Consider the following 24,893-nt stretch of genomic DNA (forward strand, 5'->3'; position numbering starts at 1 on the left):
GTGTGCGAGTGACGTCATGCGACGGTTCGACATAGCCATCATAGCGTTTGTCCGAAAAATCACGGCTCGATTCTCGCGCGCCGGGTGCTGATCGGGGCGGTGCGTTGACCTGTCGCCGACAGTGCAGTCAATATTCTATTTTATGTTGTCGGACGTCTTATTTTTATTTGTTGCTTCTAGTGAGGAAACGGCACCTTGGCCACTGCTTCCCAGTCTATATGGCGTGAGTGACAGGGTAAACACCTTGTTGGAATCGTTTGAAGGAAGAGGGTAGACTGTCGTCAGACAACGTATCACGCGTTTCGAATCAGGATCACAGGCCTGCTCGAATGCGCCGCGGTGCGCTCAGGCAGGCCGCCCGAGTGGCCGAAACTGGAGACACCCTTGACATCTGCTCTCGCTACCGCCGCCGACCCGCTCGAGTCCGCGGTCTCGAAGGTCAAGCGGCACGTGTTGCCGCTCTTTCTGATCATGTTCATCGCGAACTACATCGACCGCGTGAACATCGGCTTCGTCAATGCCCACATGCAGACGGACCTCGGCATCGGTGCCGCCGCATACGGGCTGGGGAGCGGTTTGTTCTTTATTGGTTACGCGCTGTTCGAAGTGCCCTCGAACGTATTGATGCAGAAGTACGGTGCGCGCGCCTGGCTGACCCGCATCATGGGCACCTGGGGGCTGGTCGCGGCCGCGATGGCGTTCGTCTGGAACGATACGTCCTTCTACGTGCTGCGATTCCTGCTCGGCGTCGCCGAGGCCGGCTTTTTCCCGGGCGTGGTGTTTTATTTCACCCAATGGCTGCCGCAGAAAGAGCGGGGCAAAGCCATAGCGGTTTTTCTCTCGGGCTCCGCGCTGGCGTCGGTGCTGTCCGGTCCTATCACCGGCAGCCTGCTGTCCATTCGCGGATTCGGCCTGCACGGCTGGCAATGGATGTTTCTCATTGAGGGCGCGTTCTCGATCGTGCTGTGTGGTGTCAGCTGGCTGCTGCTGAAGTCTCGCATTAGCGATGCCTCATGGATGACGCCTGAAGAGCGGACTGTGCTCGAAAGTGCGATCGCCGCGGAGCAGGCCGAGCGCGAGGCGCACGGCGGCGCGCATCTGCCCACGATGAAGCTGTTGAAGGACCCGCAGATTCTGCTGTTCTGCTTCCTGTACTTTGCGATTCAATTGACCATTTACGCGGCTACGTTCTGGCTGCCGACGATCATCCGCAAGATGGGCGGCCTGTCGGATTTTCAGGTCGGCATGTACAACGCCATCCCGTGGCTTATCGCCATGGTCGCGATGTACTGCTTCGCGGTGTTGTCGGCGAAATGGCGTTTTCAGCAGGCGTGGCTGGCCGTGGCGCTCGTTATCGCGGCGTGTGGGCTGTTCGCTTCGACGTCGGGTAATCCGGTGCTGTCGTTCGTGGCAATCTGCTTCTCGGCGATCGGTTTCAAAGCGGCGTCTTCGCTTTTCTGGCCGATTCCGCAGGGTTATCTGGATGCGCGCGTTGCAGCTGCGGTTATCGCGCTGATCAATTCAGTGGGCAACCTCGGCGGATTTTTTGCGCCCGCCGCGTTCGGCTATCTGCAGCAGCACACGGGCTCGATTACCGGCGGTCTGTACGCCCTGGGCGTGGCTTCGTTGATCGCGGCGGCGGCCGGCTTCCTGGCACGCAATCGCCGCGTGAACCGCGACGCGCTGCCGGAGTCTTTGCATAGCAAAGCCCACTGACTGGCGAACATCGTCGACCATGAATAACGCATTTCCCACTTTCTCTCCGGCACGGGTCCAGAACGCGCTTATCCAGCGCGCGGACGCCCACTTGCTGGCTCGCTAACTCAACCGGGCCCATTCTCATGTCCACAAACTCATCCCAATCGAACGCTACGCCGATCGTGACCGAGCTGCGCGTCGTGCCCGTCGCCGGCCGTGACAGCATGCTGATGAATCTGAGCGGCGCGCATGGCCCGTTCTTCACGCGCAACATCGTCATTCTGCGCGACAGTGCCGGCCATACCGGCGTCGGCGAAGTGCCGGGTGGTGAGAGCATCCGCAAGACCATCGACGATGCGCGTGCGCTGGTGGTCGGTCAGTCGATCGGTAATCTTCAAGCTATCCTGAACAAAGCGCGTACGCAATTCGCAGACCGTGACGCCGGTGGCCGCGGTCTGCAGACATTCGATCTGCGCACCACCATTCACGCGGTGACCGCGCTCGAAGCCGCCTTGCTCGATCTGCTCGGTCAGCATCTGGGCGTACCCGTCGCTGCACTGCTCGGCGAAGGCCAGCAACGCGACGAAGTGGAAATGCTCGGCTACCTGTTCTATATCGGCGACCGCAACAAAACCGATCTACCCTATGCCGGCGGCGCGGAAGGGCGCGACGATTGGGAGCGCGTGCGTACCGAAGAAGCGATGACGCCCGAGGCGGTGGTGCGGCTTGCCGAAGCCGCGCAAGCGCGCTATGGCTTCAACGATTTCAAGCTCAAGGGCGGCGTGTTGCCTGGCGACGCCGAAATCGAAGCGGTCACGGCGCTCGCTGAACGCTTCCCCAACGCCCGCGTCACGCTCGACCCGAATGGCGCATGGTCGCTCGCGGAAGCGGTGCGCCTGTGCCGCGACCAGCACGACGTGCTGGCTTATGCGGAAGATCCGTGCGGCGCGGAAAACGGCTACTCGGGACGCGAGGTGATGGCCGAATTCCGCCGCGCAACCGGTTTGCCGACGGCAACCAACATGATTGCCACCGACTGGCGCCAGATGGGTCACGCGATTCAGTTGCAGTCCGTGGATATTCCGCTTGCCGATCCGCACTTCTGGACCATGCAGGGCTCGGTACGGGTGGCGCAGATGTGCAACGAGTGGGGTCTCACCTGGGGCTCGCACTCGAACAATCACTTCGACATTTCGCTCGCGATGTTCACGCATGTCGCGGCGGCGGCACCCGGCAAGATCACGGCGATCGACACGCACTGGATCTGGCAGGACGGTCAGCGTCTGACGCGTGAGCCGCTGCAGATCGTCGGCGGCAAGGTCAAGGTGCCTCAGGCTGCCGGCCTCGGTGTCGAGCTGGATATGGACGAGATCGAGAAGGCGCACGCGCTTTATCAGCAACATGGCCTCGGCGCACGCGACGACGGCGTGGCGATGCAGTACCTGATTCCGAACTGGACATTCGATAACAAGCGCCCGTGTCTGGTGCGCTGAACCGCTCATGATCTGAGCGGCGGTCTGTGCGGCCGCTCGCGCTCACTCACACTTCACGCTATTACGCTATTCAAGCTATGACCTCACCTCAAGAACTCAAAGCGATCGTTTCGGAAGGCCTGTTGTCTTTTCCGGTGACCGACTTCGACGAACAAGGCGATTTCCGCGCCGATACCTATGCCGAGCGCCTCGAATGGCTCGCGCCTTACGGCGCGACCGCGCTGTTTGCCGCCGGTGGCACGGGGGAATTTTTTTCGCTGACTAAAAGCGACTACACGAACGTGATTCGCACTGCGACCGAGACTTGCAGAGGCAAGGTGCCGATTCTTGCCGGCGCGGGCGGCCCGACCCGCGTGGCGATCGACTACGCGCAGGAAGCCGAACGTCTCGGCGCAAGCGGCGTGCTGTTGATGCCGCACTATCTGACCGAGGCATCGCAGGAAGGGATTGCCGCGCACGTCGAACAGGTGTGCAAGGCGGTGAAGAACATCGGTGTGATCGTCTATAACCGCGCGAATTCAAAGCTGAATGCGGACATGCTCGAACGCCTCGCGGACAGCTGCCCGAACCTGATCGGCTTCAAGGACGGTGTGGGTGAAATCGAGGCGATGGTGACGATTCGCCGCCGCCTTGGCGATCGTTTCTCGTATCTCGGCGGTCTGCCGACCGCGGAAGTCTACGCCGCAGCTTATAAGGCGCTGGGCGTGCCGGTGTACTCGTCAGCGGTGTTCAACTTCATCCCGAAGACCGCGATGGACTTCTACCGCGCAATTGCCGCGGACGACCACGCGACCGTCGGCAAGCTGATCGACGAATTCTTTTTGCCGTATCTGGCGATTCGTAACCGCCGCCAAGGTTACGCGGTGAGTATTGTGAAGGCCGGTGCGAAGCTGGTCGGCCACAGCGCAGGTCCGGTGCGTGCACCGCTGACCGACCTGACCGAAGAAGAGATGGCGCAACTCGACGTGCTGATCAGGAAGCTCGGCGCGCAATAAGCGGCGCAGCGCGTGGCAAAGTAAGCGGTCAATCCGGCGCCCCGCTCGAATCCGCAGCTACCACGTCGTGGCGAACACCTCGCGTTCGTCACGGCCGCCGCTGGCCTGCCACGCTCAACTCCGGCGAAACACAACGTGCGAGATGCGCTGCACGAGCAGCGCGGCCGCCAGTGCCGCCACCGCCGTCAGCCACACACCGATATGAATCGACTGCACCATGGCATCGCGTGCCGTGTCGATTAACGCCAGCGTATTGAGTCCCGACGGCTTCATATCCGCAATCAGTTTCAGGCGCAACGCTTCATCGATCAGGATGCGCAGATCGACGAAGCGCGGCTGCCATTGCGATGCGGCCGGCTCGCCGAGCACGCTCATCGTGCGCGTGACCACGTCGCGGTAGTGATGCTGCACCACGGTGGCCAAAATGCTCGTGCCCAGCATCCCGCCCACCATCCGCGTGGACTGCAGCAATGCCGTTGTGATGCCGAAGCGTTCACGCCCGGCAATCTCCTGGCCGAACACATTCAGATTGTTCAGAATGAAACCCAGGCCGATGCCGATGGCCGCCATCGGCAATTCGATCCACACGTGCGGTGTCTCCGGATTGGCAAACGCCAACGCGATCGAGGCGAACAGCAGCGGCGCGAAACCGATCGACAGAATCCGCGTGGGCTTCTTCATGTGAATGACGATGCGCGTATTCAGCAGGCTGCCGAGCGCGATACAAGCGGCGATCGGCGTAGCAAGCAGGCCGGCTTGCTGCGGCGACAGGCCGAATCCGCCTTGCAATAGCAGCGGCGCGAAGAAGATCAGCGAAAACATCACGAAGCCGGACAGGAAGCCGAGTGTGAACAGCGTGACGAGTCGCGCGTCCTTGAACAGGTCGAGCGGAATGATCGGATGCGTGGCGCGTTTCTCGCACACCAGCAACGCAATGGCGCCCACGATCACGAAGGCCGCCAACGCCAGGTTGCCGGCCGTCAGACCGTGTTTGGGCACGGCTTCAATGAGCGCCTGCAGGCCGGCCAACACGGCGGCGACCAAGGCGGCGCCGAGCCAGTCGATCCTCACCTCGCCCTCGTGCGGACGCCGGAAGTTGGGCAGATGCGCCCAGATGAAATAGAGTGCCGCGGCGCCGACCGGCAGGTTGATCAGGAAGGTGGAGCGCCAGCCCCAATGCTCGCTCATCCAGCCACCCAGCGACGGGCCCGCCGCGGTGCCGATTCCGTACGCGGCTGCCATCACCACCTGCCAGCGCACCCGTGCACGCGGATCGGGGAAAAGGTCCGGTATCGACGCGAACGCCGTGCCCACCATCATCCCGCCGCCGACGCCTTGCAAGCCGCGCGCGATCACGAGGAACAGCATGTCGTTCGCGACGCCGCAAAGCACCGATGCCACCGTGAACGTGATGACCGCGGCAATCACGAAACGCTTGCGGCCGAAGTAGTCGCCGAGACGGCCGAACACGGGGACGGTCACCACCGACGCCAACAGGTACGCGCTGGCAATCCATGCGTAGTACTCGAAGCCGTGCAGCTCGGCGACGATCGAAGGCAGGGCGGTGCTGACGACGGTCTGGTCGAGTGCGACCAGCATGTTGACGAGGCCGATGCCGAGCATTGCTAGCAGGGCGTTTCGGAAAGGCAGGGCAGTCGCGGTCGGGTTCACGGGTCTGGGAGAAGAGGGCTTTTCAGGGCAGGCGCCGCGCGGCAGCGCCACGGGCCAGGGTCTCGACTCCTATTGTGTCCTATAGTTGTCTGACCTCTTGTTCTCAATTATACGGGTTTTCCCTTATTCAGAACTATTCCCGACGATTTTGGCGGGAAAAAGGCAGTGCACGCGGGCACCGCAGGGGAATGCCATTCGATATATGACGTCTGTTGACAGCCGCTTATTGAGCGTTTCACAGACGTTCGGCGCTTATCTGCCGTGGAGCGCCTCGCCAAGGCAGTATTTCCCGTAGACGAGACAATGCGGCGGCATATTGCGTGCCTTTGCGTTGTTCGGTGGGTCGTCTGCGGAAACAACACCCACGCTGCCGGGACGGATGGACCCGGCAGCGTTGGCGTTGGTTTTATTTCAGGAGCGTCATCTGCACGACCTTCAGAACAACAAGGCCGACGGCCAGCAGCAGATAGCCGCGCAACACACCCATCCAGACACGCTTGGCGAGCGTGAGATTCGGCGGCGGCAGGTCTTCCAGCGGCGGCATGCGCCACGTATCCCGGGCGTTCTTCGGATACTGCTGCACCTGGCCATCCGCGGCTTCGCGACGGAGTCTGCGAATTCCGAGCGTGGCGGCATAGCCGAAGATGGCCAGCATGGTCCCGCCCGCGAGCGTTTCCAGAATCGTTGCACCCGTGATGTCCGGGTAGACGACCGAGGCGGTCAGGATGATGGACAGCATCACCAGCACCCAGATAACGGCGCCCGTGAACAGATTGAGCTTCTTCGAGTTGACCCACGGACCCAGAACAGCGCGGTCGTTGCACAGCAGCAGCAAAAACACCGTAGCGCTGGGCAGCAATACGCCCGCGAGCGTTTGCACAGCTTCAGTCAACAGACCGAGCGGGCTGCCGGGAATCAGCACCAGCGCTGCCGCGGCGGCAACAATGCCGAAGTAGACGAGATAGAAGCCTTTGGCGTCCGACACGGGACGATGCAGCGAGTGACGGATCTTGAACACATCGCCGATGGCGTACGCGGTCGACAGCGACACCGCGGCTGCACCGATGATGCAGGCGTCAAGGAGTGCCACGGCGAAGAGGGTAGCCGAGGTGCGGCCCGCATATTTTTCCAGGTCTGCAATCACGCCACCGGCATCGGTGAAATTGCCGAACTCAGGCTTGCCGGCATACATCGCAGCGCAGAATGAAATCATCGCCACTGCCCCGATCAGCACGAACACAATGCCAATCCACAGGTCGGCTTTTTCATACTTCATGAAGCGCGGTGTGATGCGTTTGTCGACCACGTAGCTCTGTTGGAAGAACAGTTGCCACGGCGCGACCGTTGTGCCGACGATGCCGATGACGAGCAGCATCACGTCGCTCAGCTTCGAATGGGCGGGCCAGTTCGGAATGAAGAAGTCGCGCGTCATCTGGCCAACCGGCGGGTGAATCGACACCAGCACCGGCACCAGCAACAGACTCAGCAGGCACAGTACGACGGCGAAGCGTTCGAACCGCCTGAAATTGCCCGTACTGACGGCAGCCATTGTCAGTGCCGCTGCAATGCAGACCCCGAGAACTTTGGAGATGCCGAAGAAGTCGAAGACGAACGTGATGCCGATGAATTCGGTCACGATGGTGAGCGCGTTCAATATGAACAGGTCGACGACGCTGAACGCCCCCCAGAATTTACCGAAGCGTTCGAAGATGAGGCGCGCGTGGCCGACACCGGTCACGGCGCCAAGACGCAGCACCATTTCCTGATTGACGAAGAGAACGGGCACGAGCAGCAGCATGGTCCACAGCAAGGTGGTGCCATAGTTCTGCCCGGCCTGGGTGTAGGTGCCGAAGGCGCCTGCGTCGTTGTCGCCGACCATCACGATAAGGCCGGGGCCGAGAATCGCGAGCAGCGTTCGGACGCGCGCCCACCAGTTGGTGCGCGGCGCTGTGTCGTGGTGGGCGATGGTGCCCAATGCCCCCTTAATGTCGCCAATGTGCGCGGAGTCAAGCACGGCGCTGCGTGGCGGTGAGACGTTAGTCGCTGGAGTGGCCATTTTGCTTTTTCCTGGATTCTGGTTATTGAAAGGAAATTGCGCATCTCCGGCATACGTAGGAGCACGTATCGTCGAACGACTACTCGCTTTCCTCAGGCAAAGATCGAGGTGAGTGGCATAAGGGATAACTGTCACTGTCCGGCATGGCGGCTCCTTATGGGCGTATGTGCGCGCTCGCTGCATGTTCGCAATGCACGCTTGCGAAGCGCGTGTTTATCCACGCGTCCGGCTGCGCCATTGAAAATCGACAAGGCGCGAACGGACGCAGCCGCGAGTTGATGCATCGCGACGCGATGCCATACGGACGCAAAAACGCTGCGGCTGTATGGCGCTAATTAAGGTGCACGGAGAGGGTAACTACGGCGCGCACCGTCTGCCTGAAGGCAAGACGGCGGCTGGATGAAGAGAGCGCGGACGTCCTGCCGGTCAGGCAGCGAAACCATTCGAAGGTCGACTACTGCAGGTGTCCAAGGCATCAGCCCCGTTTGTGAAGATTCTTAAATTTTAGGTGGCGGGCGAATCTGAAGTCAACATCATTCGTTCAGCAGAGTAAATATAAATTTCCGGCATCGTTTCCTTTCAAAATTGACAGGAAGGCAAGGCCGTGTGTTCCGGAATGACTTGCTAAGTTTTTCGGTGGCGCCGTGCGTGCGCCACACCCGATGCGGGTCACGGGATGATTCGACGACCGGCGCTGTAGGACTGGTCATCGTTGCGTGTTCTTCGAGTGCCCGTTTTGCGGGTTACCTGAGATGCCAGAGTCCCCAGATTGCAATCAGCAGAGCCGCGCCAAAGCCACAACCTAACAAGATGTAGGTATCCATTTCGAGTCCTTAAGATAGGGTGGGTGCGCGAGTCAGCGCATTAGCGCAGCGGCATGGCCTCGCGGACCTTATTTGTGGATCGTCGCCGGGATTGCCGTGGTCGTCTGTGCCGCGGGCATTGCCGGCGCCGGTTTCGGGGTCGTTTCCTGAAGCGGGCGTGATTCCCGGCGCTCAGATGTTGATCTGGCCGCCCATTTCCACCACGCGGTTAGCGGGCAGACTGTAATACTCGGCCGCCTGCGCCCCGTTTCTTGCAAGAAACGCGAACAGCTTTTCGCGCCAGAGCGGCATCGATTTGCTTTCCCCGGTCGCCATGACGGTGTCGCGCGCGAGGAAGAACGACGTATCCGCCGGTTCGTATGTCCAGTTCGGCATCTGTTTCTGCGCCAGTTCGAGTATGGCGGGAACGTTCGGAATCTCCATGAAGCCGTGGCGAACGGTGACGGAGTAGCATCCGTGCCCGAGGTCGACGACAACCGCTTTGCGCTCGTCGGGAACGTGCGGCACGTTGTCCGTCGTACCGGCAAGGAAGATGTTGGTCTGATGCATGACGCCGTTGTGCTTCAGGTTATGCAGAAACGCTGATGGCGCCATGTCCACCACCCCGCCCGGAAAAACTGCCGTGCCGTTCACGCGCGGCGGCGAATGCTCGCCGTCGCACAGGGAGTGAATCAACGCCACCAGTGGCATATTGTCGGTTTTCATTCTGTCGACAAGCGTTTCACGTCCCTTATGCCAGGTTGTCATCACGGTAAATAGCACGCCCCCGGCGAGCAGCGGAAACCAGCCGCCTTCAAGTACCTTGCTAACGTTGCTTGATACGAACACCGCGTCGACCAGCGCGAGGGGCCCGATGACAAGCGCGGTTGCAAGCGGTTTCCAGTGCCACAGGCAGTGGGTGATGAAGTACATCAGCAAGGTGGTCAGCAGCATGGTCGATGCCACTGCGATACCGTAAGCCGCCGCCAGATTGTCAGAGGACTTGAAGAACACCACGAGAAAAACGACGGCCGCGTAAAGGGTGACATTGATGAACGGGACATACACCTGTCCCATCTCGTGCGTCGACGTGTGCACGACCGGAATGCGCGGCAGAAAGCCGAGTTGCACGGCCTGCTTGGTCATCGAAAAGGCGCCCGAGATGACGGCCTGCGACGCGATGATGGTGGCGGACGTGGCGAGTACAACTAGCGGTATGAGTGCCCAGTCAGGCGCGGACTGAAAAAACGGTTGGGCAATCGCCGAAGGCTTTTCCAGAACCAGCGCCGCCTGACCGAAATAGTTCAGCACCAGGCTGGGTAGCACGAGAAGCAGCCACGCGAACCGGATCGGCTTTTTGCCGAAGTGGCCCATGTCGGCGTAGAGGGCCTCGCCGCCGGTCAGCGCCAGAAAGACCGAGCCCAGCACGACGAACGCGGTGGCCGGCGCGTGTGCGACGAATTTGACGGCGTAGAGCGGCGACACGGCCTGCACAATGGCGGTATGCGTGACGATATGGGATATGCCGAGCGCCGCCAGGGTCACGAACCAGACGATCATTACCGGCCCGAAAACCTGCCCGACCGCACCCGTGCCGCGTTTCTGAAGTTTGAAGAGGCCGGTGAGAATGACGAGCGAGATGGGGACAATCCATTCGGTCAGATGCGGGTCCACGAGTGTCACGCCTTCCACTGCGGATATCACCGAAATGGCCGGTGTGATCATCGAATCGCCGTAGAACATGGCCGCGCCGAATACCCCGAGCGTCAATAGAACGCCACGCAATCGCACGGGTGCGACGCCGGACGCAAGTGCGGTGAGCGCCAGAATGCCGCCCTCGCCCTCGTTGTCCGCACGCATCACGAAACTGACGTACTTCAGCGTGACGACAATGATGATCGACCAAAGAATCAGCGACACAATGCCGAACACATTGATTTGCGTGATACCGCCTGCCGCCTTCAGGCATTCGCGCAGCGTATAGAGCGGGCTGGTTCCGATATCGCCGAACACAACCCCGATGGCGCCGAGCACAAGGCCGGGCGCAGCTTGTTTTGCGGGAGAGGCCGTGCTGAGAGCAGTGGAGGACATAGGGAATCTAAGTTGAGTGTTTCCGCGGACGCACGGTCTAGGGATATTTCCGCAGACGCGCGGCGTATTGATGACAGAAACGTGAAAGGAGGATTCCTGAGATCGCCTCGTATGCTACCGGCCCTACCTTTCAGAACAACTTTCGACCTGCGGCATCGACGTTGCGCCGACCCGCTGCAACTGCTACAACCGCTACACCATGATGAATCCGTGCCGCATGCCCAGCATCACCGCTTCGGTGCGGCTGGTTGCGCCCAGCTTGCCGAAAATGGACGAGAGGTGGAATTTCACGGTGTTGTCCGAGATGGCGAGTTGGCGCGCGATCTCCTTGTTGCCGAGCCCTTCGGCGAGCATGGCCAGCACTTCGATTTCGCGCGGGGTCAGCGCTTCGACGCGCACTGCGGACGTCATAGGGCGAGGCGGCTTGCGCCCGGTTAGCAGCCGCGCGAGGATCTCCGGCGGCAGCACGCAAAGACCCGCGGCCGAAGCTTCGATCGCGGCGACGATTTCGCCTGGCCTCGCGTCTCGCGACAGGATCGCCATGACGGTGCCTGGCAACGCCTCATTGATCCAGTCGCTGTCCGCCTCGTCGGTCAACAGGACGAGCGCCGGCGGCGTGTGATCTGCGTCGAGTCCGGGCCTGAACGCGTCGCTCGCCTCCGGCTCCACGTCGATTACGATCACGTCCGGCAACGAACCGGCAAAGCGGTCGGCGAGCGTTTCACCGTCGGCTGCACTGCCCACGAACTCGAATGCAGGAGTCGCTTCGACAAGCGCTTGCAGGTACGCGCGCACCCGCGGCGCATCGGCGATAACGGCGACCCGGACCGGGCTCATCTGTGCCATCTGTCCACCCGACGCTTGACTGCTTGCCTTAACCTCACCGGCACGAATTCCGTTGCGGGCGTTCGCCGAGGATAACGGTACATTCGTGACGCTCCCCGCCGCGAATCAGCCCGATTTTCAACGGCTGTCCGATGCGCTCGGCACTGAGCGCGGCGTGCAGGTCGTCGATGTCCTTGCACGGCTCGCCATCCAGTTCGACCAGCACGTCGCCGATGAGCACACCTGCCTTTTCTGCAGGACCGTTCGCCGCGAGCGAAACGATCAGCAAGCCGCGATCGGACGACAGGGTCATTTTCTTCATCCATGCTTCCGACAGATTCACTGTCTGCGTGCCAACGCCGAGGTAGCCGCGCGAGACGTGTCCTTTGGCCAGCAGTTCGTCGGTGATGCGCGCCACGGTCGCCGTGGGAATCAGGATGCCGGCGCCACGTGCAAGCGCCGATGTGCAGATACCCATGACCTGTCCGCGCATATCCGTGAGGGCCGCGCCCGAGAAACCCGCGCGCAGGCCGCCGTCGAGCCGCACGAACGCATCCAGCTGCCCGCCCCGCCATGTGCGCCAAGGACCGCCGACGGCCCCGACCACGCCGAAATCCGCGCTGGCGCCGAGTCCGTCAGCCCGGGCGACCGCGAGCACCAGATGGCCTGACTTGAGCGAGCGGGCATCGCCGGACTCGACCGGGTCGAGGTCCAGACCGTCCAGTTTGAGCACGGCGAGGTCGGTGCCCGTGTCCTGCCCCGCGAGAACCGCGGCGACGGTCCGGCCATCGGCCAGCGTGACATTGATTCCGTCCTGGCGTCGGAGCGTGTGCGCCGCCGTGACGACAACGCCATGCCGCCAGATTACGCCAGTTGAAGGAAGGTGATGCCGACCGTGCACCGCGACGACGCGCTGTCCCACGCGCTCGACGATGTCCGCCAGATTGTCGGAAAGGTCCTGCAATGGATTTCCGCTGGATGTTGACGTTTCCATGCCATTTCTCCTGCCAGTTGGAATGCAATTCGCTCGTGCTTCGCGCACATAGAGGCGCGATGCTTCGCCAGCAAGGTGCGGGCGAGTGCATTCAGAATGACAGGACGGCAGCGGACGCACACCACCCGAACGGGTAGTCGGGTGGATGCGCCACGCCGGTCGGAATTCGTGAAATGTACCGAATAAATTACCGGATGCTTTCAGTGAGCTTCCGCCGCAACGTCTTCGCGGCCTGAACCATATTGCTCAACGCGGCTTCCGTCTCGGGCCAGCCGCGTGTTTTCAGCCCGCAGTCGGGGTTGACCCAGAGCCGTTCGACCGGCACCACTTTGCACGCCCGCTCGAGCAGCTGCTGCATCGCATCGGCACTCGGCACGCGCGGCGAATGGGTGTCATACACACCCGGTCCAATACCGTTTGGATAGGCGAACTCGACAAAACCGTCGAGCAGTTCCATGGAGGAGCGGGAGGTTTCTATCGTGATGACATCCGCATCCAGATCGGCGATCGCAGGAAGGATGTCGTTGAACTCGGAATAGCACATGTGCGTATGAATCTGCGTGGCGTCGGACACGCCGCCCGCGGCAATCCTGAACGCGCGCGTCGCCCATTCCAGATACGCCGGCCAGTCTTCCTGGCGTAGCGGCAAGCCTTCGCGGAAGGCCGGTTCGTCGATCTGGATGATCCGGATGCCGGCTTTTTCCAGGTCGATCACCTCGTCGCGAATCACGAGCGCCAACTGCTGCGCAGTGGTGGCGCGGGGCTGGTCATTGCGAACAAACGACCACTCAAGCATGGTCACCGGTCCGGTCAGTACACCTTTCACCAGACGGTCGGTCAGCGATTGCGCATGGCAGGCGGCGTCCACCATCATGGGTTCGGGGCGGTAGACGTCACCGTAGATGATCGGCGGTTTGACGCACTGCGAGCCGTAGTTCTGGACCCAGCCGTTTTCCGTGAACGCGAAGCCCCAGAGCTTATCGGCAAAGAATTCGACCATGTCGTTGCGCTCCACTTCACCATGCACGAGCACATCGAGTCCGAGTTCTTCCTGCTTGCGAACCACGCTTGCCGTTTCGGCTCGCATCCGTTCAAGGTAGTCGAGTGCCCGCATCTCGCCCCGCTTGTATGCCGCGCGAGCCTGCCGGATTGCCGGCGTTTGCGGAAACGAACCGATCGTGGTGGTCGGCAGCAGGGGCAGTTTCAGTGAGTGCCGCTGCACGCGGCTGCGGACGGCAAATGGGCTCTTGCGGCCGGCCATCGCATCGGTGATGCTCGCCACCTTTCTCTGAACGAGCACGTTCATGACCGCGCCCGAGGCACGTCGTGCGTCGAGCGCGGCATCCGCGGCGGCGAGCGCCGGTTCAGCGGCAACCGGGTCGCGCAGCGCGAGTGCGATCGTGCTCAGTTCATCGAGTTTCTCGGTCGCGAAGGCGAGCCATGACTTGAGTTCGGCGCCGAGTTTCGTTTCGTCGGCGAGCGTAACCGGCACATGAATGAGCGAGCATGACGGTGCGATCCAGAGGTGCTCACCGCGTTGCGCGTGCAGCGCATCGAGCGAGCCGGAAATTTCACCCAGATCCGCGCGCCAGATGTTCCGGCCGTCGACCACGCCCGCCGACAGCACCTTGTCGGCGGGCAGAGCGGTTTGCCATACGTCGAGCTGTTGCGGTGCCCTGATCAGATCGAGATGGACGCCGTGCACGGGAAGTTGCGAAACCATCGCAGCGTGATCGGCCGCCGTGTCGAAATAGGTCCCCAGCAACACCTTGACGCCCGAGACGCCCAACACGTCGTACGCTGCCGAGAGTGCCCCGAGCCATTCCGCGTCGAGGTCGAGACACAAGGCCGGCTCGTCGAGCTGAACCCATTCGATACCGCGCGCCTTGAGTGTGTCGAGAATGCGCAGGTAGCGGATCACCAGCTTCGGCAAAAGCGACAAACGGTCAAAGCCGGGAACCGGACTCCTGGACAGCCACAAGTAGGTGATCGGCCCGATCAACACGGGTTTGACCCGCAGATTCAACGCGAGCGCCTCGTCGATTTCATCAAAGAACCAGTCGACGCCGCCATTGAAGGTCGTAGCGGGTCCGAGCTCCGGCACCAGGTAGTGGTAGTTGGTGTCGAACCACTTGGTCATGTCCATGGCCGGCTGTGCTGCGTTGCCCCGCGCGAGTTCGTAGTACTGCGTCAGCGAAAGCGTCGCCGGCTCGAATCCGAAGCGCTCCGGCAACGCGCCGAGCAGCGCGCTCAGGTTCAGCATCTGATCGTAGTAAGCGAAGTCACCAACCGCGACGAAGTCGAGCTTCGCCGCACGCTGCAATTCCCAATGCCGGCTGCGCAATTCCTTCGCGATGCCCTTCAGATCGGCATCGCCGGATTCGCCGCGCCAGAACGATTCCTGTGCGAACTTGAATTCGCGCTGTGCGCCGATGCGCGGAAAACCAGAGATGTGAGTGCGTGCCATAAACAGTGCTAATCCAGTCCTGACGTATTACGCCGTTGCGCGCAGCGTTTGCGCCGCCGCGACCATATTCTTCAGCGCGGGAATTACCTCTTCCCATGCACGCGTTTTCAGGCCGCAATCCGGATTGACCCACAGGCGCTCTGCCGGAATACGTTCGGCCGCCTTCTTCATCAGTTGCACGATGTGCTCCTGGTCAGGAATGTTCGGCGAGTGGATGTCGTACACGCCCGGTCCGATTTCGTTCGGATAGTTGAAGTTGTCGAACGCGTCGAGCAACTCCATATCCGAGCGCGACGTCTCGATGGTGATCACGTCCGCGTCCATATCGGCGATCGACGCGATGATGTCGTTGAACTCCGAATAGCACATATGCGTGTGAATCTGCGTCTCGTCCTGAACACCGTTGGCCGTGATGCGGAAAGACTCCACAGCCCACTGCAGATAGTCGTTCCACTGTGACTTACGCAGCGGCAGACCCTCACGCAGCGCGGCTTCATCGATCTGAATCACGCGTACGCCGGCTTTCTCCAGATCCAGTACTTCTTCGCGGATGGCGAGTGCCAACTGGTAGCACGACACCGAGCGCGGCTGGTCATCACGCACGAACGACCAGTTCAGGATCGTGACGGGGCCGGTCAGCATGCCTTTCATCGGCTTGGCCGTCTGCGATTGCGCGTACTTGATCCACTCGACGGTCATGGCTTTCGGGCGGCTGATATCGCCGAACAGAATGGGCGGTTTGACACAACGGGAACCGTAGGACTGCACCCAGCCGAATTGGCTGAACGCGTAACCGTCGAGTTGCTCGCCGAAATACTCGACCATGTCGTTACGTTCCGCTTCGCCGTGCACGAGTACGTCGAGTCCCAACGCTTCCTGTTCATGCACGCTGCGGGCGATTTCGCGCTGCATCACCGTCGTGTAGCTGGCTTCGTCCAGTTCGCCGCTCTTGAACTGGCTGCGTGCCTGGCGGATTTCGGCGGTCTGCGGGAACGAGCCGATGGTGGTGGTCGGGTAGGGCGGCAGCTTCAACAAGGCGGACTGCTTCGCCGCGCGTTGCGGATACGCGCTGTCGCGACGGCCCAGCGCCGCGTCGATCTTTGCGAGCGCGGCCTTGACCGACGGATTGTGCACGCGGGGGGACTGGCTGCGGCTCTCAATAGCAGTTCGATTGGCGGCGAGCGCGGCTTGCACGGATTCCCGGCCGCCATTCAACGCCTGAGCGAGCGTCTTCAGTTCGTCGAGCTTTTGCAGCGCGAAGGCGAGCCACGTTTTTGTTTCCTGATCGAGTTTCTGTTCGCTGGTCAGGTCGACGGGTACGTGCAGCAACGAGCACGTCGGCGCGATCCAGAGCCGCGAATGCAACGCGCGATGAATCGGCTCAAGCCATTCGAGCACGGCGTTCAGGTCGGTTTTCCAGATGTTGCGCCCATTGATCACGCCGAGCGACAACACCTTGTCGGCCGACAGAAGCGCAACGGCTTGCTCGACTTCCGCTCGTGCATTGATCGCGTCGATGTGCAAACCCTGAACCGGCAAATTGCAGGCAAGCGCGAGATTGTCCTGTAGTTGCCCGAAGTAAGTGGCGAGCAGCAGTTTGACCTTGTCAGTCTTCAACGCCGCGTAGGCCGCGACGAAGGCCTGCTGCCAGTTCGCATCCAGTTCCGTGACAAGCGCCGGCTCGTCGATCTGGATCCACTCCACGCCTTGTGCTGCCAACTGCTCGATCAAGGCCGCATAGACCGGCAACAGGCGCGGCAGTAGCGCGAGCTTGTCTGAATCGTCCTTCGCTTTGCCGAGCCACAGATACGTGACCGGGCCGATCACGACCGGTTTCGCCTTGATGCCGAGCGCGCGCGCTTGCGCGAGCTGATCGATGAGACGCGACGCATCCAGCGAGAATTCCGTCGCCGCACTGAACTCCGGCACGATGTAGTGATAGTTCGTATCGAACCATTTGGTCATCTCGCCCGCCTGCACGCCGCAGGAGCACGCTGAATCATGGGCGGAGCGGCCGCGCGCGACGCGGAAATAGTTGTCCAGCGGATCGCCCTCGAAGCCGCGGACACGCTCCGGAACGTTGCCCAGCGTGAAGCTCATGTCGAGGACCTGGTCGTAGAACGAGAAGTCGCCGACCGGCACCTGATCGAGTCCTGCCTGGTTTTCCCAATGGCGGTGACGCAGTTGCGCGCCCAGCGCCTGCAATTCGTCGCGTGACGATTGACCCTTCCAGTAGCCTTCCTGGGCAAATTTGAGTTCGCGCTTTGCGCCGATACGGGGGAAGCCCAGGTTATGTGTTGTCGCCATGATGATGAACCGCTCCTGATCCTGAATGGATGAACGGGTCGATCATAGGGGGAACAGTTCATGAAATATAATGGCATTATTTCATTGTTCGATTAACTTTCTTCATGGGTCCGCGATGCTGGAGCGAAGCCATCTGGCGATCATTCGGGAAGTGGACCGTCAGGGCTCGCTGACGGCCGCCGCCAATGTCCTGTGCCTGACGCAGTCGGCGCTGAGCCATACCGTCAAGAAAATGGAGCAACAGCTTGGCACCCCGGTATGGGATCGCGAAGGCCGCAACTTGCGGCTGACCCAGGCCGGCCAGTATCTGCTCGCGCTGGCGAACCGAGTGCTGCCGCAGATGGAACACGCGGAAGACCGGATGAAGCAGTACGCGCAGGGCCAAAGAGGCACGCTGCGTATCGGCATGGAATGCCACCCGTGCTATCAGTGGCTGCTCAAAGTCGTGTCGCCTTATTTGACGCGCTGGCCCGACGTGGACGTCGACGTCAAACAAAGATTTCAGTTTGGCGGAATCGGTGCGCTGTTCGGATACGACATTGACGTGCTCGTCACCCCGGACCCGTTGAAGCGGCCTGGATTGCGCTTTGAGCCGGTATTCGACTACGAGCAGGTTCTGGTGGTTAGCGAAGAACATCCGCTGGCGGATGCGGCGTACGTCACGCCCGAACAACTGGCAAGCGAGGTGCTGATCACCTATCCCGTCGAAACCGATCGGCTGGATATCTACAATCAGTTCCTGACGCCGGCCAACGTCGTGCCGCGACGCCACAAGGTGATCGAAACGACCGACATCATGCTCCAGATGGTGGCGAGCGGGCGTGGTGTCGCCGCTCTGCCGCGATGGCTGGCAGAGGAATACGCGGACTCGATGCCGCTCGTGCCGCTCAAGCTTGGAAAGAAAGGGATCGCCAAGCAGATCTATCTCGGCACCCGCGATGCGGATGAGGCACTCGATTATCTGGCGGCATTCGTCGCACTCGCTCGCGAGTCTGATTGGAGTGGCGCCCGACTTCGCGTTTAGCGGATATCGGCTGACGGCAAGAAGTCGTCAGGGCCCCCAGGAGCGACAAAATATTGTCGCTCTTGCATACAGAGAGATTGCGAAAGAATATCCTGTGTGCTCGCGCACATCGGCAACGCATTGAGTCAGAAAAATATCCCGCAATGTGTGATAAAAGTCAGGGGCTAATAAAAAGCCTGACTGAACATACCGTCGGATTGTGATCGCGGATGAGCATTCAACCGGGCGTCATTGCGCTACGGAGGCGTTGTGATTCGAAACTGGCTTGGCGGGGTGTTGTTGGCAGCGTGTTTCGTAAGCAATGCCTTTGCGGGCGGCCCGGATTGTTCCCGGCCGTTTACGCTTGGATTGCACGACCACGGCCTGCTCTATTCGCTCGATACCGACAGCGGTATCGACAAAGACTTTGCAGACGAGCTGATCCGGCGTAGCGGTTGTCAGATAAAGGTCAGCCTCATGTCGCGCGCACGTATCTGGAAACTGATCGAGTCGGGCGCACTCGACTTCAGTCTTTCTGGCATTGCGAACGACGAACGCAATCAATATGCCTCGTTTGCGTGGTACTTCAGCAATAAATACTATCTGCTCGTGCGCAAGGACGCCGGCATCCATAACGTCGCCGACTTCGACCACAATGAGCACGCGCAGCTCGGCGTAATCCGCAGTTTTCGCTACAGCGCATCGGCCAACGAACTGGTCGACAGGCTGACCTCGGAAAACCGCGTAAGCCTGGCGGGTGGGCTCGAGCCTCTCTATCAGGCGCTTATTCTTCGGCAAATCCAGGGCATGATTATCGAGCCCTTCGACTACCCCGCGCTCGAGGAGAAAAGAATCCGCGACGTGACGACGATCGTTGAGTTCAACGATCCTTCGGTGCCGCACGGTCTGATCATGTCGAAGAAGGCGCTTTCGGCTACCGAACGGGAGAAATGGCGGGCACTGGTCGATGAAATGCGCGCTGACGGAACCGTGCGCCGCATCTTCGAAAAGTACTTCAGACCGGATCTGGCCGATTCCATGGTCAACTTCAAGGCGTCACCGTGATCCGGTTACGCTCCGTCCTGCTGCCGTTACTGGTTTTATCCGCGTCGCTCTGCGTGACCTGGATAGTCTGGAATCACGAACGGCAGGCGACTCGCAAAGAGCTTCGCACCCAGTTCGATTACACCATGGGTGACGCGGTGAGCCGCGTCGAGCAGCGCATGGGAACCTACGAACTGATGTTGCGAGGCGTGCAGAGCCTGTTCGCCGCGAACGGAACCATTGATCGCGACCGGTTCCGGCGCTATGTAAGCGCGCTCAATCTTGACGCGAACTTTTCCGGCGTTCATAGCGTTGGTGTGATCGAATGGGTGCCGGCGGCGCGTAAAGCGGCCCATATAGCGGACATGCGCCAGGGTGGCATTCCAGGCTACTCGATTCACCCCGACGGGCCGCGCCAGGATTATGCCCCGATCGTCCAGCGCGAGCCCTTTATTGACCTCGCGCGCAGCTCGCCCGGCTTTGACTCCTGGAGCGAAACGGTGCGGCGCTCTGCAATGGAGCAGGCCCGGGACTCCGGCATGGCATCCATCTCCGGAAAGGTGCGTCTCACGATCGACGAGGAAGCGGACACTCGGCCAGGTTTCATCATGTACCTTCCGATCTACGCTTCCGGCAAGGCGCAGGACAACCTTGTGCAGCGACGGGCGAACATTATCGGTTGGGTCTATGCATCGTTCCGTATGCACGATGTGATGGCCAGTCTCTACGGCGAACAGCCCCCCGGTGTCTCGCTGGCCATTTACGATGGCGTCGAGCCGTTGGAGGCTGCGCTGCTGCATCGCACGTCGGAGACAGACAACCGGGGTGCGCCCGCGCTCATTTCCGCCCACGAATATCTGGTTGTGGACGGGCACGACTGGATGCTCTCGATGAGCGCCTCCAACGCGTTTCGATCCCGGTTGGGACGCAATGCTGAAGCGTTAATTGCGGGCGCCGGCGGGGGATTGAGTCTCCTGCTGGCGCTTCTGACCTGGCTGATGATGACAGGGCGGGAGCGTGCCATGCGGCTAGCCTCGGCGATGACGCGGGAGTTGCGTGAGAACGAGGAGAAGTTTCGCGCCATTGCCGACTGCACGGTGAACCTGGAGATCTGGTGGGGACCGGACGGCAAACCTCGCTGGATCAATCCGTCGGTTGAGTACTACACGGGCTACTCGGTCGACGAGTGCATGGCGATGCCCGACTTCGCCCGCACGCTAATCCATCCGGAGGACATTTCACGCGTTGCGCCGGAATTCAAGAAGGGGCTTCAGGGTTCTCGCGGCGACGATCTGGAGTTTCGTTGCGTGCGCAAGGATGGATCGCCCCTCTGGCTGTCGCTCTCCTGGGTTCCGATCAGCAATCAGCGGGGCGACTTCATCGGATTTCGTACAAGCGGCCGCGATATTACCGAGCGTAAAAAGTCGGAGGAGAAGATCCGGGAACTTGCCTTTTACGACACGCTTACCCGCCTGCCCAATCGCGCGCTTCTGCTGGACCGCCTGAGGCAGGCCATGGTGGCCTGCCGGCAGAACAAGGTCTGCGGTGCCCTGATGTTCATCGACCTCGACCACTTCAAAACGCTAAACGATACGCTGGGACATGACAAAGGCGATCTGCTTCTGCGGCAGGTCGCGTATCGACTGTCGAGCAGTGTTAATGAGGGCGACACGGTCGCCCGGGTCGGCGGGGACGAGTTCGTTGTGGTGCTGGGCAATCTGAGTCTGGATCAGGCCAGGGCGACCGCGGAAACGGAGGCGGTGGGAGAAAGAATTCTCTCCGTGCTGGGGTGCGCCTACCAGCTCAATGGCATCCAGTTCCGGAGTACCGCAAGCATTGGCGTCACCGTATTCAGCGGAGAGCAGACTTCCACCGACGAGCTTTTCAAGCAGGCCGATCTCGCCATGTATAAATCGAAGGAACGCGGGCGCAATGCCATGTGCTTCTTCGACCCTGCGATGCAAACGGCAGTGCTAAGGCGTGCCGAGCTTGAGGTGGGTCTGCGCAACGCCGTTGAGGAGAACCGGTTTGTCATTCACTATCAGGCGCAGGTGATTGACGGCAACCATATAACCGGTGCGGAAGCGCTCGTGCGCTGGGCGCATCCTGAGCGCGGCCTGATACCTCCGGGTGAGTTTATCCCGATCGCGGAGGAATCCGGATTGATTCTCGAGATGGGGCGAACGGTACTGGTGTCCGCGTGCGCCCAGCTCGCCCTGTGGGCGACGCGGCCGTCAATGGCGCATATGTCGATATCCGTGAACGTAAGCGCGCGGCAATTTCGTGAACCTGACTTCGTGGATGGTGTCCTCGCGGTCATCAACCGGACTGGGGCGAGGGCGGACAAGCTGAAGCTCGAACTGACCGAGAGTGTGCTCGTTGAGAACGTACAGGACATTATCGAAAAGATGAGTGCTCTTCGCGCTCGGGGCGTGACGTTTTCCCTGGATGACTTCGGGACTGGCTACTCTTCGCTGTCTTACCTGAAAAGATTGCCGTTGGACCAGTTAAAGATTGACCGGTCGTTCGTACGCGACATTCTGGTCGACCCCAACGACGCTGACATCGCGCGAACAATCGTGGCGCTTGCCCGAAGTTTTAACCTGGGCGTTATTGCCGAAGGCGTTGAAACGGAAGCGCAAAGAGATTTTCTGGCAGTAGCAGGATGTCATGCCTACCAAGGTTTCCTCTTTTGCAAGCCGCTTCCGATTCAGGGTTTTGAGCAGTTTGTGAACCTGTTCAATTCCCGCGACCGGATGGAAGACCAGCCGGCCGGGCGTGATGAGAGAAACGTGGGTTCAGGTACGGTAACCGGATCTTTATGACGTCACGATCCTGGCTAACGTAATGGCATGTTCGGGGCATGCCGTTACGCACAAGCCGCATGCGCGGCACGCATCGGCGTTTGGCGTATACGCGATTTTCATTCCGTGTATGCGCAGCTTGAATTTGTGCAGCGCGCCTAACTGCTGGTAGTCAGCCGTGTCGATCCGGCGGATTTCGAAAACGTCCTCGGGACAGACTGCCGCGCAATCGCCCTTGCCTTCGCACCGTTTCAGGTTAACGATCGGAGCGATCACGCCTGCGTCCTGTTTGCATGCCGAAGCCGATGCCTTGCTCATGCCTGATCCTCGTTGCGCTTGCCCTCTTCGGATGAGATATTCTTCTGAAAGTTTTCGCGTTCTTCCGGCGTCATCCGTTCCCACCGACGCCAATGCCGGTGTCCATGGCAACCGCCGCGCCCCCGAAAACCGCCGAAGAGAATCCGGCTCAGGATCAACAGGCCCATCGCGTGCAAATAATCGATTGAACGGCCGCCAATGAATAGCGCAGGGACTACCCAATTCCACAGCGCCATCACCATCCATCCCAGTACCGCAATGCCCACCAGCACCAGCAGTACTTTGCCGAAGCATCTGAGTTTGAATCTCATCGACTTGCTCCTTTAAATATCCAGTTCGTCATACACGGCTTGCAGGCGAGCGCGCAGATGCAGTACTGCGTAGCGCTTGCGTGCCAATAGCGTGTTCACGCCGACACCGCTTTCGGATGCCAGCTCCTTGAAGCTGCGCCCTTCGAGTTCATGGGCGACAAAGACGTCGCGCTGATTCGCCGGCAATTCGTTGAGCGCGTCTTCCAGGGCTTCCAGCAGGATTGACCTTGCATAGACGGCTTCCGGGCCGGCGTCGGTCGACGGCAGGGCGAGATCCAACCGATAGTCGGCGTCGTCGGGGTCGTCGGCCATGTCGGCCAGCGGTTCCTCGCGGCGCTTGCGAAAGCGGTCGATGATGCGGTTCCGTGCGACGCGAAACAGCCACGCGCTCACCTGTTCAATCGGCGCGGGGAGCCGGTAGGCTTGCACGAACTCGTGAAATACATCTTGCAAGATGTCTTCAGCCTCGCCCTGGTCGTGCACGCGGCGCCGGATGAAATTGCCGAGTTTCGACCGCTCACGCAACACAGTTGCAGTGATGTCCTTATCTCGTTCGATCATCGGGTTCGGGGTGCGCGGCGGTTCCATACGTCTGTAGACGTTTGGCGACTGGAAATATTGTCTGCGAGGGGAAATTTGACGTGGCGGATCGGCACTCCGGTTTCATCTCGAGTGCAAGGATCCACCGTATTGATGGGGTGCGGATCGTGATCGAGGCGGCCTGGCTCGTGAGTCTGGGTGCGTTGACGCGCCTGATTATCCCTGAACGCGCCATCGCTCGCGCTATCCGCGAGCGCCAATAGCCAGCCTCACGAACTCGTTTGCCGGCTTTGGCGACAGGCGAACCAGCGCCGCGACGTTGCGGGCTCCTGCGCACGCTCCTCAACCGCGCGCCACCACTTCTCGCCGCGGTGTGGCTCGCCCAGATCCAGCCGTTCGCCCATGCGAGGTGTCGCAAGCGGAATACCGCGCACGGCGGTGAGCCCGACCACGCGTTCGTAGGGTTCCTGCCAGCGATGCATCGCCAGGTCGAACGTGCCGTTGTGAACCGGCACCAGCCAGCGCCCGCGCAGATCGACGTGTGCCTGCACGGTCTCGTCGGGCTGCATGTGGACGTACGGCCATTGGGCATCGTAGGCGCCTGTTTCGAGCAGCGTCACGTCGAATGGACCCAACCGTTCGCCAATCGTCTTGAAGCCGTCGAAGTAGCCCGTGTCGCCGCTGAAGAACACGCGCAGCGCCTCGTCGACGATCACCCACGAGGCCCACAAGGTGCTGTTGCCGTCAAAGAGACTGCGGCCGGAGAAATGCTGCGCCGGTGTTGCCGTGAACGCCAGGCCGTCGATCTCGACGCTCTGCCACCAGTCGAACTGGCGTACCTGCGACGCGTCGATACCCCATTCGATCAGGCGGTCGCCGACGCCGAGCGGCGTCAGAAACACCGCCGTTTTCGCGGCGAGCGCCAGCACCGTTTCGCGGTCCAGATGGTCGTAATGGTCGTGCGACAGGATCACGCCGCGCAGCGGCGGCAAGTCTTCGAGCGCAATGGGCGGTGCATGGAAGCGCTTCGGACCGAAGCGCCGGAACGGCGATGCACGTTCGGCGAAAACAGGGTCAGTCAGCCAGAACTGACCACGCAGCTTGAGCAGCATGGTCGAATGTCCGAGGCGATACAGGCTCCGATCCGGTGCGGCGTCGAGTTGTTCACGCGACAGGGCATCCACGGGCAGGGCGCCCGCCGGGACCGTGCCGTCCGGTTTGTTGAGCAGGATATTCCACACGATGCTCAACGTCTTAGCGATTCCTTCAACAGGACGCGGCTTGACGTTCCGGAAGCGCTCGCCGTCGTGCTGAGCCGACGTGTCGAACGATTCGCGCCCGCGTCGCGCCGCCGTCAGGCCCAGGGTGCGGCGAATAGAACCGGTGAACGATGTCATGCAAACCGCCTCGATGCAGAAAGTAGACTGTTGAGTGTAGTTTGTTTTTGAGAAAAGTAAACTGCCCGGTGTAAAA

17 protein-coding genes are annotated in these 24,893 nt (G+C 60.9%); 6 read left to right on the plus strand and 11 right to left on the minus strand.

Annotated features, from left to right (window positions below):
• The first annotated feature begins 384 nt into the window (after nucleotides 1–384).
• From KHO23_RS12970 to kdgD, 3 genes are all read left to right on the plus strand, one after another.
• A complete protein-coding gene (locus KHO23_RS12970; RefSeq protein WP_211611616.1) occupies nucleotides 385–1,716 on the plus strand; it encodes an MFS transporter in 1,332 nt (443 codons plus the stop codon).
• A 125-nt stretch (nucleotides 1,717–1,841) separates the two neighbouring features.
• Nucleotides 1,842–3,191 (plus strand): glucarate dehydratase, encoded by a 1,350-nt coding sequence (gudD, locus tag KHO23_RS12975; RefSeq protein ID WP_211611617.1) that lies wholly within the window; start codon nucleotides 1,842–1,844, stop codon nucleotides 3,189–3,191.
• A 77-nt stretch (nucleotides 3,192–3,268) separates the two neighbouring features.
• Nucleotides 3,269–4,186, plus strand: coding sequence for a 5-dehydro-4-deoxyglucarate dehydratase (kdgD, locus tag KHO23_RS12980; protein WP_211611618.1), 918 nt, complete (start codon nucleotides 3,269–3,271; stop codon nucleotides 4,184–4,186).
• A 114-nt stretch (nucleotides 4,187–4,300) separates the two neighbouring features.
• Here kdgD and KHO23_RS12985 read toward each other — a convergent pair whose 3' ends face one another.
• The 7 genes from KHO23_RS12985 to metE (KHO23_RS13015) all read right to left on the minus strand — a co-directional run bounded on the left by KHO23_RS12985 (nucleotide 4,301) and on the right by metE (KHO23_RS13015) (nucleotide 17,400).
• Nucleotides 4,301–5,809, minus strand: a complete 1,509-nt coding sequence (locus KHO23_RS12985) for an MFS transporter (protein WP_211611619.1) — start codon at nucleotides 5,807–5,809, stop codon at nucleotides 4,301–4,303.
• Between the two features lie 454 nt (nucleotides 5,810–6,263).
• Nucleotides 6,264–7,913, minus strand: coding sequence for an Nramp family divalent metal transporter (locus tag KHO23_RS12990; protein WP_211611620.1), 1,650 nt, complete (start codon nucleotides 7,911–7,913; stop codon nucleotides 6,264–6,266).
• A gap of 995 nt (nucleotides 7,914–8,908) precedes the next feature.
• A complete protein-coding gene (locus KHO23_RS12995; RefSeq protein ID WP_211611621.1) occupies nucleotides 8,909–10,807 on the minus strand; it encodes a potassium transporter Kup in 1,899 nt (632 codons plus the stop codon).
• A 192-nt stretch (nucleotides 10,808–10,999) separates the two neighbouring features.
• Complete coding sequence (locus KHO23_RS13000; RefSeq protein WP_236066819.1) at nucleotides 11,000–11,653, minus strand: response regulator transcription factor; 654 nt, start codon at nucleotides 11,651–11,653, stop codon at nucleotides 11,000–11,002.
• Nucleotides 11,654–11,687: 34 nt separating this feature from the next.
• On the minus strand, nucleotides 11,688–12,626 hold the full coding sequence (locus tag KHO23_RS13005; RefSeq protein WP_211611622.1) for a S1C family serine protease: 939 nt from the start codon (nucleotides 12,624–12,626) through the stop codon (nucleotides 11,688–11,690).
• Nucleotides 12,627–12,813: 187 nt separating this feature from the next.
• Nucleotides 12,814–15,093 carry a 5-methyltetrahydropteroyltriglutamate--homocysteine S-methyltransferase gene (gene metE / locus KHO23_RS13010; protein ID WP_211611623.1) on the minus strand — a complete coding sequence of 760 codons (2,280 nt, stop codon included), beginning with the start codon at nucleotides 15,091–15,093 and terminating at the stop codon, nucleotides 12,814–12,816.
• A gap of 27 nt (nucleotides 15,094–15,120) precedes the next feature.
• A complete protein-coding gene (gene metE, locus KHO23_RS13015; protein ID WP_211611624.1) occupies nucleotides 15,121–17,400 on the minus strand; it encodes a 5-methyltetrahydropteroyltriglutamate--homocysteine S-methyltransferase in 2,280 nt (759 codons plus the stop codon).
• Nucleotides 17,401–17,515: 115 nt separating this feature from the next.
• Between metE (KHO23_RS13015) and KHO23_RS13020 the strand changes: the two genes are divergently transcribed.
• The 3 genes from KHO23_RS13020 to KHO23_RS13030 all read left to right on the plus strand — a co-directional run bounded on the left by KHO23_RS13020 (nucleotide 17,516) and on the right by KHO23_RS13030 (nucleotide 22,272).
• On the plus strand, nucleotides 17,516–18,424 hold the full coding sequence (locus KHO23_RS13020; RefSeq protein WP_211611625.1) for a LysR family transcriptional regulator: 909 nt from the start codon (nucleotides 17,516–17,518) through the stop codon (nucleotides 18,422–18,424).
• Nucleotides 18,425–18,673: 249 nt separating this feature from the next.
• Entirely contained in the window at nucleotides 18,674–19,468 is a 795-nt protein-coding gene (locus tag KHO23_RS13025) for a substrate-binding periplasmic protein (protein WP_211611626.1), read from the plus strand.
• Entirely contained in the window at nucleotides 19,465–22,272 is a 2,808-nt protein-coding gene (locus KHO23_RS13030; protein ID WP_211611627.1) for a bifunctional diguanylate cyclase/phosphodiesterase, read from the plus strand. Before KHO23_RS13025 ends, KHO23_RS13030 begins: the two co-directional genes overlap by 4 nt.
• On the opposite strand, the gene KHO23_RS13035 is transcribed toward KHO23_RS13030, so the two are convergent.
• The 4 genes from KHO23_RS13035 to KHO23_RS13050 all read right to left on the minus strand — a co-directional run bounded on the left by KHO23_RS13035 (nucleotide 22,267) and on the right by KHO23_RS13050 (nucleotide 24,817).
• A complete protein-coding gene (locus KHO23_RS13035) occupies nucleotides 22,267–22,569 on the minus strand; it encodes a 4Fe-4S dicluster domain-containing protein (RefSeq protein ID WP_211611628.1) in 303 nt (100 codons plus the stop codon). The genes KHO23_RS13030 and KHO23_RS13035 overlap by 6 nt on opposite strands.
• Nucleotides 22,566–22,880 carry a hypothetical protein gene (locus tag KHO23_RS13040; protein WP_211611629.1) on the minus strand — a complete coding sequence of 105 codons (315 nt, stop codon included), beginning with the start codon at nucleotides 22,878–22,880 and terminating at the stop codon, nucleotides 22,566–22,568. The genes KHO23_RS13035 and KHO23_RS13040 overlap by 4 nt, the downstream gene beginning before the upstream one ends.
• Before the next feature lie 12 nt (nucleotides 22,881–22,892).
• Complete coding sequence (locus KHO23_RS13045; protein WP_211611630.1) at nucleotides 22,893–23,468, minus strand: RNA polymerase sigma factor; 576 nt, start codon at nucleotides 23,466–23,468, stop codon at nucleotides 22,893–22,895.
• Nucleotides 23,469–23,689: 221 nt separating this feature from the next.
• Nucleotides 23,690–24,817 (minus strand): MBL fold metallo-hydrolase, encoded by a 1,128-nt coding sequence (locus KHO23_RS13050; protein WP_211611631.1) that lies wholly within the window; start codon nucleotides 24,815–24,817, stop codon nucleotides 23,690–23,692.
• Between the last annotated feature and the right edge of the window lie 76 nt (nucleotides 24,818–24,893).

Origin of the sequence: Paraburkholderia haematera (genome assembly GCF_905220975.1) — a bacterium.
Taxonomy (GTDB): Bacteria; Pseudomonadota; Gammaproteobacteria; order Burkholderiales; family Burkholderiaceae; genus Paraburkholderia; species Paraburkholderia haematera.

Bases quoted from the DNA above. Each gene is read 5' to 3' on its own strand.
- KHO23_RS13005 (WP_211611622.1), bottom strand. From the start codon at position 12,626: ATGGAAACGTCAACATCCAGCGGAAATCCATTGCAGGACCTTTCCGAC.
- kdgD (WP_211611618.1), top strand. From the start codon at position 3,269: ATGACCTCACCTCAAGAACTCAAAGCGATCGTTTCGGAAGGCCTGTTG.
- KHO23_RS13035 (WP_211611628.1), bottom strand. From the start codon at position 22,569: ATGAGCAAGGCATCGGCTTCGGCATGCAAACAGGACGCAGGCGTGATC.
- KHO23_RS12990 (WP_211611620.1), bottom strand. From the start codon at position 7,913: ATGGCCACTCCAGCGACTAACGTCTCACCGCCACGCAGCGCCGTGCTT.
- gudD (WP_211611617.1), top strand. From the start codon at position 1,842: ATGTCCACAAACTCATCCCAATCGAACGCTACGCCGATCGTGACCGAG.
- metE (WP_211611624.1), bottom strand. From the start codon at position 17,400: ATGGCGACAACACATAACCTGGGCTTCCCCCGTATCGGCGCAAAGCGC.
- KHO23_RS12985 (WP_211611619.1), bottom strand. From the start codon at position 5,809: ATGCTCGGCATCGGCCTCGTCAACATGCTGGTCGCACTCGACCAGACC.
- KHO23_RS13050 (WP_211611631.1), bottom strand. From the start codon at position 24,817: ATGACATCGTTCACCGGTTCTATTCGCCGCACCCTGGGCCTGACGGCG.
- KHO23_RS13040 (WP_211611629.1), bottom strand. From the start codon at position 22,880: ATGAGATTCAAACTCAGATGCTTCGGCAAAGTACTGCTGGTGCTGGTG.
- KHO23_RS13045 (WP_211611630.1), bottom strand. From the start codon at position 23,468: ATGGAACCGCCGCGCACCCCGAACCCGATGATCGAACGAGATAAGGAC.
- KHO23_RS12995 (WP_211611621.1), bottom strand. From the start codon at position 10,807: ATGTCCTCCACTGCTCTCAGCACGGCCTCTCCCGCAAAACAAGCTGCG.
- KHO23_RS13000 (WP_236066819.1), bottom strand. From the start codon at position 11,653: ATGGCACAGATGAGCCCGGTCCGGGTCGCCGTTATCGCCGATGCGCCG.
- KHO23_RS13020 (WP_211611625.1), top strand. From the start codon at position 17,516: ATGCTGGAGCGAAGCCATCTGGCGATCATTCGGGAAGTGGACCGTCAG.
- metE (WP_211611623.1), bottom strand. From the start codon at position 15,093: ATGGCACGCACTCACATCTCTGGTTTTCCGCGCATCGGCGCACAGCGC.